Here is a 10914-nt window from a genome sequence, read left to right on the forward strand (position 1 = left end):
GCGGACCTGAGCGGAGGTCAGGGCGAGCTCCCTCGCCGCCCGTTCGGCGGTCGCGCCTGATAGCTTGCCCGCGTCATCCAACGCCACGCCGTCGTGGTCGGGACCAGGAGAGTCGAGGACCCAACGGGCGATGCGGAGGGCGGCGGCCAGATCGGAGCGCGCCATGCGGGCCAGTTCCGCCGGGGCCGGTGTGCCTTCCGGAGGGCGGGGTGCAGGGCGGCGTTGGCGCCGCTGGGTCACGGCTCTGGCAGCTGCGGCCAGGGGCCGTACGCGGACGAGTTGAAGCCTGGAGTCACGCGGGATACGGGACGTCACGAGAACAGTCTCACGGGTTACGGCCTATGAATCCAAGACGAGTGGCATGAGGCCCAGCCGCCCAACCCCCAGTCGTTGCACCGCAGTAGTCCTTTTCGGTCGGATGCGTTGGCGATCGCCCTGGAGGGCACCCGCACCGGGAAAACCCAGCCGCGCGACAGGACGACCCTACGGGCGAGGCTCGTCTCACCATGGCGTCCCTTGGGCCGGACAGAGGCCATCGTCGTTGAGACAGGGACGTTCCGATTGCGGGCCTACAACACTCGTGTAGGTTCGCAATTGGAATGTTCTGTTCCGTCGTGACGACCTGCGTGTTCTCGCGTTGTCTCATTCAGTTGGCCCGGCATTCTGTCTCACGGTCTTGTCCTTCCCGTTGCCCGGCCCACCGCGCGGAGGCTCCGTGTGTCTCCGTGGAGTCAGAGAGCTGTGCCAAGAGGGACCCGCGTCACTCTCTCCCAGGTGATCGTTCTGGTCTGCGGGTCCGCAGTGACGTCGACAAGGTGCACCGCATTGATGTGCAGCCGGGCATGGATCGGCCTCACTCGTCGGAGGAGGCGTTGCGCGGCGTCGGAGTCCGCTTCGGCACACGCGTAGGCCGTTGGCAGATGTTGAATCCCGAACTCGCACTGGCAGGCGTCGTCGCCCTGTAGCGGATCCACTGTGCGCCGCCGTGCTCGGGCTGCCTTCGGCTTTAAGCTGGCCCGGAAGGATCGCTGACGTCACTGCTGGTCATCGCCGCCGCAGAGCTCTTCGACAACGTCGCGGGTGTAGTAGCCAAGCTCGGGACGCTGGTACTGATCGCACGAGGTGGTACGCCGTCGATCGGCACATCCGCGCGTGGAGGGCGCAGCGCCCGATTGCTAGTGACCTCAAGGGAGTCTTCCCAGTAGGTGTGACCCGCGTGCCGGGCCAGCGGCTGCGATAGAGGCTGTCGGAGCCTGGCAATTCACGGGCCAGTCCACAAGGCTGGTAGAGAAGGCTCATGGGCGGGACGTCAGTCCGTCCGCCTCCAGGAGCGCGAGCGCCGTACTCAGTAGTAGGGCTTCGCCCAGCTGAAGGGCCACTCCCGCTGCTCTTCCGCGTGCGCGATTCCACGGCAAGCGCCACCGCGCTCGGCCCGGGCGTGGAAGGGTGGGATGCGTCCGGACAGCGTCGATAAAACCCAACAGGGCCCATCCGCCCCAGGCCGGCGAGGCCCACTCATCCGCTTCTGCGCCTAACTCCCGCAAAACATCAGCCTGTTGCCTGCGCATCTCCTCAATAGTGCCGATCCTGAGGAAGCCACCGACCAGTCGGTCGACCTCTCGCTGCGCCTCGCCATGGAATGCGCGCAGCGCGCCTGTCGGCCGAGGGTCCCCTTCAGGGGCTGACTCCAGGCGGGCGGGCAACCGCAGTTCGTACCAGACCGGATAGAGCATGAGGCCCGGTAGTAGCACACTGGCCAGATGATCGGGCGCGAGCCTTGGTTCAAGGTCGGCCAACGCATCGGGCGCGGTCGACAGGTGCTGGCTCATCGCTACCGCCAGCCAGGAGGACACGCCCGTTCCGGAGGCACCCGGCAGCTGTTCGCAGACGGCGTTGGTGACATCGGTGCGAAGTGGAGCGACGTGGCGGGCCAGGACGCGCATGGCCCCGAGGTCCCTCGCTTTGAAGAGCGCCAGGGGGTCTTGCGGCTCCTCGCTGCTGGGTGGTTCCTCGAAGTTCCTCAAGCCTGAACTCCCCGTTGGTGGACTCTTGACCGGCCCCGCGATCGACGATAATGCGACGCCATGACGTTGTGGTGGGAAGTGGCCGCTGTCTTCGGGGTGGGCGTCGCGGCCGCCAGCCGGCTCGTTGGGGACAGAGGCGTCGAGCCCTGGCAGCGCTGGTCCGGGACATTCGCGGGGGTTCTACTCTTCGGCAATTCCCTGGGGCACCTGAAAGGCGAACAACTGGACGGCTGGTTCCTGCCTGCGTGTGTAGCACTGATCATCGTCTGGCAGCTGGCTGCCGCGGTCAGAGGGTGTTTCGACCGTCGGCGCCTGCAACGCGACTCCGAGTACAGTCCGCACATCGCATCGACCTTGGCGGCCGATGGCAGATGGCAGGCAGGCGTCTACGAGCAGCGCGGGGATCTCAAAGATCTCGATGCGGTCATCGGGAAGTTCACGCATGCGGTGCGCAAGAGCCGGGGGCACTCGCACCACTTCAATCATGTCGCCAATCTGGTCGGCGCACTACGCGCTCGGTACGGGCATACGCTCCAGACCGTAGACTTGGACCGCGCCATCGAGACCGGCCACGACGCGGCCACCCGGATATCCATCAAGGACCCGCACCGCGCCCGGCTCTTGTCGGAACTGAGCACGGCTCTGCGAGTGCGGTACGAGAGGGACGGCGAGTGCGCGGATCTGCAGGCGGCTCTGGAGACCGGAAGCCTCGCTCTGTCCATCATTCCCTCACGGCACGTCGACCGCGTGGCGTGCCTTCGTTCCCTGAGCGCCGCATGGGCCGCCCAGTACGAGCGTACGGAGTCCTTGGACGACCTGGACAAGGCGGTGGAACTGCAACGGGAAGCGGCTTCCCGCCGCCGAAGAGGGCTGCGCGCCAACGCGATCGACGAGGCCAACCTGTGTCACCGGCTGGTGCAGCGGTCTAGCGCGGGAGGGAGCCTCATTGATCTGGATGACGCCGTAGAGGCCGGCAGAAGGGCCGTGAGGCGCATCAAGAAGCGTCCGCATTTGTACTCCAGCGCAGCACACAACCTCTCCCTCGCCCTCAAGAGTCGGTTCGAACGGCGCGGTGACCCAGCCGATCTTGACGAAGCGGTGACCTTCGTCGAGTCGACCTTGAGCCGCCTCCCAAGCGAACATCCACTACGCGCGCGAGCCCTCACGGTCTTGGCGTCTCTGACACACCGTCGATTCGAGGAGCACGGTGACCATACGGACCTCGAACAGGCGCTAGCCCTGGCGCGTGAAGCCCATGACCATCCCTCGGCCGACGTTGCGACCCGTCTGGTGAACGGGTTGTGGTGGAGCCAATGCGCGGCGAGCGAGGGTGAGAACGATGAGGCGGTGCGGGCTTTTGAGAGCGTCATCGCGCTGCTGCCCCTGTTCGCGCCCACCGAACTTCCTCTGATCGACCAAGAGTTCAGACTCGGCCGCTGCAGTGGGGTGGCGGCTGCGGCTGCGAGCTGCGCGGTGGCCACGGGCGAACCGGCCAAAGCCGTCGCTCTCCTGGAGGACGGCCGGGGCATCGTGCTCGCTCACGGCCTGGAGGCACGGGAGAAGGCGCGCTCGTTACGGGACGAGCACCCCGAAATCGCAGCGGAGTACGTCCGATTGATGAGAACCCCGGGCGCTTCGATGGCGGATCGGCGGTCCCTGCTCGGACGCATCCGGGCTCTCCATGGGTTCACCGACTTCGCACACGCCCTGGACTGGGACGATCTGACACGCATGGCTGCGGAGGGACCCGTCGTATACGTCAATATCAGCAAATACGGGTCTGATGCGATCATGGTCACTGCTGAGGGAGTCCACTCGCTGCCACTGGACCGGAAAGCCGTCACGCCCAAAGCGGTTGCCGAACAGATTTGGCTGTTGCAGAACGGGCTGAGCGCGCTGCGCACCGCGAAGGGCGAAGCCGGGGTCGACCAGGTCCTCGTCTGGCTGTGGACATGGATCGTGCAACCCGTCGTGCGCGACCTGGGTCTGGAGCCGCACGGGCAAGGAGAGCCGTGGCAGCACATTTGGTGGATCCCCATTGGTCCTATGTCCTTGCTTCCGCTCCATGCCGCAGGCCACCACTCAACCCGCGATGCCGTCGAGCCCCTCACGCTCATCGACCGAGCCATTTCCTCATACGCTCCCACGGCCCGAGCCCTCGTCGAAGCACGACAACGGCCACGGCCAACCACGCAGCACGTCCTCGTCGTAGCTCTGTCCAGGACACCCGGCGCACGCCCACTACCTGCCGCGGGCCCCGAGGCTGACATCGTCCGTGGCTGCTTCCCCCAGGCACTGTCGTTCGCCGACGCGGAGGCCACCGCCGAACGGATCCAGGAGGCGCTCCCTGCCTCCACCTGGGCCCACTTTGCCTGTCACGGCGTGACCGACCCCGAGACGTCCTCCCGCAACCGTCTGCTGCTCCACGACCATGAGCAGTCACCCTTCGACTGGAGGACGATCTCCTTGCTCGACCTGAGCAAGGCGCATGTCGCCTACTTGTCGGCCTGTGACACCGCCCGGACCGGCATTCGGCTCCTCGACGAGGCAATCCATGTGGCCTCGTCGTTCCAGTTGGCCGGGTTCTCCCACGTCATCGCCACACTCTGGTCCACGTGGGACAACACCGCTGTGCAGTTCGTCCAGGACTTCTACACGGAGGTCGCCTCCATGGCACGCGACCCGCACACCCCTGTGGATGTGGCGCTGGCAATGCACAGGGCGACTCTCGCCGCTCGGTCGAACTATCCGAACTTCCCAGCGCTGTGGGCAGGCCACGTCCATTTCGGCGCGTGAAGCCCGCCCCTCCCACCGCGTCACTCGTCCTCGGGATTCCGCGGGGGCTGCTCGTTCACCGCATCTGCACTGACCCCGGGTGCTCCCGTCGGCGGTGAGACGCCTGCGGGACCGCTGGGCGGCGGCCCCATCGGGGCGTCATCGGGCAGCGCCCGCGGAGCGTGGCCCCTAGCCTCGCCGGGGTCGTCGAGGAATCGTAGTTCGGCCGGAGTCAACCCGGATGTCGGCTCGGGGCCGTCGCTTGCCGGACTCGTCACTGTCTTCTCCTTCACATCCGTCATCCGACCTTCGTGGTCAAGATCCCCGTCCCACTCCTGGCACAGGTGGCGCATCGGGGGGCAGTTGCTCCCGCACCAGTTCCAGGAGGTCTATGTCGGCGGACCTCACGTACAGACCTCCTGAGTTGACTACCGGCGCGACGAAGCTACCGTCGGGTGCCATGCGCCAGGACTCCTCCAAGTAGAGTTCGGCTGGCTGCGGGTACGATGTCGCGTACGAACCGTGTCCGTAGCGGCCCCCCGCCCACGAGCCGTCCCTGAGCCGCACCCTGACGTAGCAGCGGGCCCGGTCACGGAACATGTGCTCCCAGGCGGTTGCCGTGACGCTGTAGCGACTGCGTAGCTTCCGCCGTTCCCACCAAGACACCGCACAGGCGGCAACGGCCGGGACAACCACGAACAGCAGCAGTGCTACTAGGGCCGCCACCCGCGGCCGTTCGGCCAGGACGGTCCAGCCCGAGTGACCTTCGCCCCGGGCCAGTCTAAGGAGCTGGGGGCCGGCGGCCAGCGCGTACACCGCGTCCAAAAGGATCGATGCAAAGACGGCGCGGACCATGCGCTGCCCCAGACTCTGTTCACCTGGCACAGGTCCGCGCCAGCGCTCCCTCAGGAATTGATATGTGAGCCCGGGGAGCACGAACAGAACCAGGAGAGCAATCTGAAGGACCGACGACGGGGCTTGCCCCATGAAGTGCCCCCCTGTTCCTCTGGATCTTCCTCGCAGGCCGCCTGCTTGACGCCGCGTCAACTCACTTCAGCGTACTTCTCCGACGGGCCGCCGTTGGGCCTCCGACGGACGCCAACACCAACGCCAACAGTAGAAAAATGAGAGCGCAACCACCGGCTACCCACGGCCGGTTGGCCGCTACCCATGCCTCGAGTACCGATTGCTTCCAGATGGCTGCGGCATAGAAAGTGGCCGCAGCCGCCCCTGCCCAGACTGCTCCGATGGCTAGTTCGGCGAAAAATGCCAGGCCCATTACGAGCAAAGCCGCGCCGACGTATGGCAGCTGGTTCGGATGGGCCCAGAGGACGAGCGCCTCACCCACCACCACGAGGGCAACGGCAAGTGCGCTGCGAACTCCTCGGCGCCCCTGCCTGGGCATCATGACGATCACGGGGAATAGCGCCAGCAGAGGCGTGTAATATTCGTCCCCCTCCAAGCTGCCGTCGAACCACGCCACGGCGATGAGAAGCGACATGACGCACACGCCTACGAGCATCAGCGCCGCGCGGAACCTGCACCAAGCCCGGTAGCGCCGCATTCCCGGATGCACAAGTTCCGCCCCGGGATGCGTACCGAATCCGGAAGGCAGCTTCCGTACCTCATTGCGAAATCTGTCGAGGGCACGTATCTCCAGTATGAACCCGCCCCAGAAGCCCGCAAGCAACAGCGTCTTCAGCATCACGCGAGCAGCATCGCAGCTACACCGCCCCGAGGAAACAGCAAGCGGCAAACAGGCAACAGAGCGTCAGCGGCCTGTCGCGGCATCCCGTCGCAGGGGAGGTTGGCCTTTGGGCTGGGCTCTCGCGAGATTGGGACGATGGTCCGTGAGATGCTCAAAGCAGACGGGCGACTTCCTCAACACGTAACTGCGCGGGCACGATGATCTGGAAGCGCCCGCCAGAAGTCGTCCGGGCAAGCAGCCATCCGGCACGGAGCCGCCAATAGCGGCACTTGGACACCCCAAGTGCCGGGTGTGCCACTCCCTCCGGGCGGCCCGCGGACATCGCGGACGTTGGCCTCTGCCTCGCGGCGCTCCACCAAGCCGGACAACTCTGCCACGGCACGCCCGGCCTTCTCGCGCACACGCCTTCCCGACTTCAACCGCCTCGAGCTACCCGCACATACGCTGCCTGTCCTTAGGCGCGTAGCGTGCGAAGCTCTCACACCCACATGAGTCCCGCGACCAGCACTCGGCATCCATGTTGAGACTCACCAAAAGATTCACCGTGCTGTCCGAGTTACTCGGAGAGTTTCGATACCCGACTGCACCATTTCCGGTGCAGTGCAGATGAGTCATCCGTACCGAGGAGTTTTACCCCGACCGGCACCGCAGTCCTCCCAGCATTCCGTCGTGCGTGACTCGATGAGAATCCGCCGACACGAACGAGAACGCGCGGGTATCCCACCGTTTCTATGCGACAGAACACGAGCGCTCGTCTCACATCGGTGGCCCATGGGCCGGACAAGGGCCACCACCAAGGAGAAAGGGACATCCGAATTGCGAACCTACAGCTCGCACCGGTCAGGCAGTCCGCCGGATCAGCGCCAGATACATCGCGTCCGTCCCGTGCAGATGCGGCCAGAGCTGTACGTCGGGTCCGTCGCCGAGCGCCGGGACGCCCGGCATGAGGGGCCGCGCGTCGATGAGTTCGGCGGCGCCGCCGTTGTGCTTGAGGACGTCGTCCACGACGGCCCGTGTCTCGGCGAGGTGCGGCGAGCACGTGGCGTACCCGACGACACCGCCGACCCGCACCGACTCCAACGCCCTGCGCAGCAGCTCGCGCTGGAGGGGGGCGAAGCCGTCCAGGTCCTGCGGGCGACGGCGCCAGCGGGCCTCGGGGCGGCGGCGCAGCGCGCCGAGGCCCGTGCAGGGCACGTCCATCAGGACCCGGTCGAAGGTGCCGGGCCGCCACGGCGGACGGGTGCCGTCGGCCGCGATGACCTGGTACGGGCCGGGGTTCCCGGCGAGCGCCTGGGCGACGAGCCCGGCCCGGTGCGGCTGCTTCTCGGAGGCCAGCAGCGCGGCGCCGCGCTGGGCCGCGAGCCCGGCGAGCAGGGCCGCCTTGCCGCCGGGGCCCGCGCAGCCGTCGAGCCACTTCTCGTCGGAACCCTCCAGCGGGGCGTTCGCCAGCGCGAGCGCGACCAGCTGGCTGCCCTCGTCCTGCACGCCCGCGCGCCCCTCGCGCACGGCCTCCAGGGAGCCGGGCTCGCCGCCCTCGCTGAGCCGCACGGCATACGGCGACCAGCGGCCGGGCAGCGCGGAGTCCTCGCCGACGGAGGCGAGAAGCTCGTCGGCGGTGGCACGGCCGGGGCGCGCCACGAGCGTCACCTCGGGCCGCTCGTTGTCCGCCTCCAGCAGGTCCTCGATCCCGGCGCGGCCGCCGCCGAGCGAGTCCCACAGCGCCGAGACGACCCAGCGGGGGTGTGAGTGGACCACCGCGAGGTGGTCCTCGGCGTCCTCGTCGTACGGCGGCGCGACCCGCTCGAGCCAGGCGTCCAGATCGTCCCGGGAGACCTTGCGCAGCACGGCGTTGACGAACTTGGCCCGGCCGTCGCCGAGCACCACGCGGGCCAGCTCCACCGAGGCGGAGACGGCGGCGTGCGTCGGGATGCGCGTGCCGAGCAGCTGGTGCACACCCAGGTTGAGCACGTCGAGGACGGGCGGGTCGACCTCGCGCAGCGGCCGGTCGATGCAGGCGGCGACGATCGCGTCGTACGTCCCCTGGCGGCGCAGCGTCCCGTAGACCAGCTCGGTGGCGAGCGCCGCGTCACGCACGTCGAAGTCGCCCTTCTCCCGCGCCTTGCGCAGCAGGGGCGGCAGGACGAGGTTGGCGTACGCGTCCCGCTCGTCGACCGCCCGCAGCGCCTCGAAGGCGAGGAAGCGGACGGGGTCCTTCTGCGGGCGGCGGTAGGGCTTGCCGGACTTCCCGGAGGGCTTACGGGGACGCCGGTTCGGCTGGTCGTTCAAAGGTGCTCCGCTGCTGGAATGGGTCGAACCCACTCAGCCTACGTCGCTCCGGCCCACCTGCTCGCCCGGGGCGATCCGGACCCCGCGCGCCCAGTCCGCGCCGCGCATCGGCTTCTTGCCCTGCGGCTGGACCCAGAGCAGCTCGACGGCGTGCGATCCGGACCCCACGTACACGTTGTTCTTGGCGGCGGACAGCTCACCGGGCGCGAGATCGGTGCGGTCCTGGACGAGCGCCGCCTGGATGATCTTCAGCCGCTCGCCGCGGAACACGGTCCAGGCGCCGGGCGCCGGGGTGCAGCCGCGCACGACCCGGTCCACCCGCATCGCGGGCGCCGCCCAGTCCACCTCGGCGTCCTCGACGGTGATCTTCGGGGCGAGGGTGACGCCGTCGGCGGGCTGCGGCACCGCCTTGAGGCTGCCGTCCTCGATGCCGTCCATGGTCGCGACGAGCAGGCCCGAGCCCGCGAAGGCGAGGCGCGTCAGGAGGTCCCCGCTGGTGTCGGACTGCCGGACCACCTCGGTGACCGTGCCGTACACCGGACCGGAGTCGAGCCCCTGCTCGATCAGGAAGGTGGAGGCGCCGGTGATCTCGTCGCCCGCCATCACCGCGTGCTGCACCGGCGCGGCGCCGCGCCAGGCCGGCAGCAGCGAGAAGTGCAGGTTGACCCAGCCGCGGGCCGGGATGTCCAGGGCGGCCTTCGGGAGCAGCGCTCCGTAGGCGACGACCGGGCAGCAGTCGGGGCCGATCTCCCGCAGCCGCGCCAGGAAGTCCTCGTCCCGCGGCTTCGCGGGCTTGAGCACCTCGATGCCGGCCTCCGCGGCGCGCTCCGCGACCGGGCTCGCGACGAGCCTGCGGCCCCGTCCCGCGGGCGCGTCCGGACGGGTCACGACGGCGGCCACCTCGTGCCGGTCGGAGGCGATCAGGGCGTCCAGTGCGGGGACTGCGACCTCGGGAGTGCCTGCGAAGACGAGCTTCACTGGGGGGTACCTCGGATCTCTGGTCAAGGGTGGGACGACGGCAGCGCACCAGTCTATGGGCCGCCTCGGGGCCCTGCCCGGGGCGGGCTTCCCCACACGAGGGCGACGCCCTCACCGGGGGCGTACGAATGGGCGCGCGCCCTGTGCATATGCGCATACGCCCCTGCACCGTGACCCCACACGAACTAGCGCGTTGGTCAAGAAAGAGTTGACCACAACGGGCCGCGGATGCGGCCCGATCCTTTTCAACGCCGGTTCGAGAGGCTTGTTCATGGCCGACCACGCAACCCACGACGCCCAGGCACGGGCCAGCCTGCACCTCCTGGTGCGGGACATCGAGCGGGTCCGCCGGCAGGTGGACGCGCTGCGCACCCTCACCGCGCAGCTCGGCAACGTCTACCGCCCGCGCCGCTCCAGCCCGTCCGCGGGCTTCGTCGTGTACGGGCGGGCCCCCGCCCCGACCGTCCGTCTCGCCCAGGAACTCCGGGACAGCGTCGAGACGCTGGTCACCGCGGCGGTGGACTTCGACCGCTCGCTGGGGTTCTCGTGGGACGCGGTGGGCTCGGCCCTCGGCGTCACCAAGCAGGCGGTCCACCGCCGTTACGGCGCGCGACGGGCCACCACACAGGCGGCGGCCGAGGCGGAGCGCGCGGCGGAGACCCCCACTCCCGCGGTGACGTCCACCGTGACGTCGACGGCCACGCGTCCCCTTCCGGTCGGCGTCCCGCTGCCGTCGGTGCCGGCGGCCCGCACGATGCCGACCCAGCCGACCGCGGGCAGCCCCACGCTCCGCGACGAGCCCAGGCCGAACGCCTTCCCCGGCCCGCGCAACGGCTGACCCGCCCCACCCGACCGCTGCCCCCTCGCTCCTCCGCCAAGGAACGAGGGGGCAGCTTCATGCACGCCGCGTCCGCCCGCGCTCGACGGCCCGGCAGGACCGTTCCGGGACACTGATACGCCGGGGTGCCGGGGCGTTCAGGTCAGCCGATGTCCAACGGATCCACCCGCACCCGCACCGGCTCGCCGCCCGCCTCCCGCGTCCCCTTGGCCCCCCGCGCCATCCGCGCGGCCTGTCCCGCCCTCAGTGAGGCGGCGAGCGCGGCCCCGCTGCCGGGCGGCACCCGGATCAGCGCCCGCTCCCAC

General features: G+C 68.8%; 7 protein-coding genes and 1 pseudogene. 2 read left to right on the forward strand and 6 right to left on the reverse strand.

The annotated features are described in order from the left end of the window. Together AOK03_RS44680 and AOK03_RS38495 are read right to left on the reverse strand one after the other, a co-directional pair. Nucleotides 1–315 (reverse strand): annotated as a pseudogene (locus tag AOK03_RS44680) (hypothetical protein); the annotation flags it as partial. A gap of 980 nt (nt 316–1295) precedes the next feature. Continuing rightward, nucleotides 1296–2024 carry a hypothetical protein gene (locus AOK03_RS38495; RefSeq protein ID WP_055570002.1) on the reverse strand — a complete coding sequence of 243 codons (729 nt, stop codon included), beginning with the start codon at nt 2022–2024 and terminating at the stop codon, nt 1296–1298. Nucleotides 2025–2084: 60 nt separating this feature from the next. Between AOK03_RS38495 and AOK03_RS38500 the strand changes: the two genes are divergently transcribed. After that, the gene (locus AOK03_RS38500) at nt 2085–4820 is read left to right on the forward strand and encodes a CHAT domain-containing protein (RefSeq protein ID WP_055570003.1); all 2736 of its coding nucleotides are present in this window, start codon (nt 2085–2087) and stop codon (nt 4818–4820) included. 294 nt (nt 4821–5114) lie between these two features. Here AOK03_RS38500 and AOK03_RS44685 read toward each other — a convergent pair whose 3' ends face one another. The 4 genes from AOK03_RS44685 to fmt all read right to left on the reverse strand — a co-directional run bounded on the left by AOK03_RS44685 (nt 5115) and on the right by fmt (nt 9771). Beyond that, nucleotides 5115–5786, reverse strand: coding sequence for a DUF6338 family protein (locus AOK03_RS44685; RefSeq protein WP_055570004.1), 672 nt, complete (start codon nt 5784–5786; stop codon nt 5115–5117). 61 nt (nt 5787–5847) lie between these two features. Beyond that, a complete protein-coding gene (locus AOK03_RS38510; RefSeq protein ID WP_157869205.1) occupies nt 5848–6507 on the reverse strand; it encodes a hypothetical protein in 660 nt (219 codons plus the stop codon). Nucleotides 6508–7347: 840 nt separating this feature from the next. After that, nucleotides 7348–8793: an RsmB/NOP family class I SAM-dependent RNA methyltransferase gene (locus tag AOK03_RS38515; RefSeq protein WP_055570006.1), complete on the reverse strand. Its 1446-nt coding sequence runs from the start codon at nt 8791–8793 to the stop codon at nt 7348–7350. A 33-nt stretch (nt 8794–8826) separates the two neighbouring features. Then, a complete protein-coding gene (fmt, locus tag AOK03_RS38520) occupies nt 8827–9771 on the reverse strand; it encodes a methionyl-tRNA formyltransferase (protein WP_055570007.1) in 945 nt (314 codons plus the stop codon). Nucleotides 9772–10042: 271 nt separating this feature from the next. On the opposite strand from fmt, the gene AOK03_RS38525 reads away from it, so the two are divergent. After that, nucleotides 10043–10609 (forward strand): hypothetical protein, encoded by a 567-nt coding sequence (locus AOK03_RS38525; protein WP_055570008.1) that lies wholly within the window; start codon nt 10043–10045, stop codon nt 10607–10609. The last annotated feature ends 305 nt before the right edge of the window (nt 10610–10914 follow it).

The sequence above is a fragment of the Streptomyces atriruber genome, assembly GCF_001418325.1.
Lineage (GTDB): Bacteria > Actinomycetota > Actinomycetes > Streptomycetales > Streptomycetaceae > Streptomyces > Streptomyces atriruber.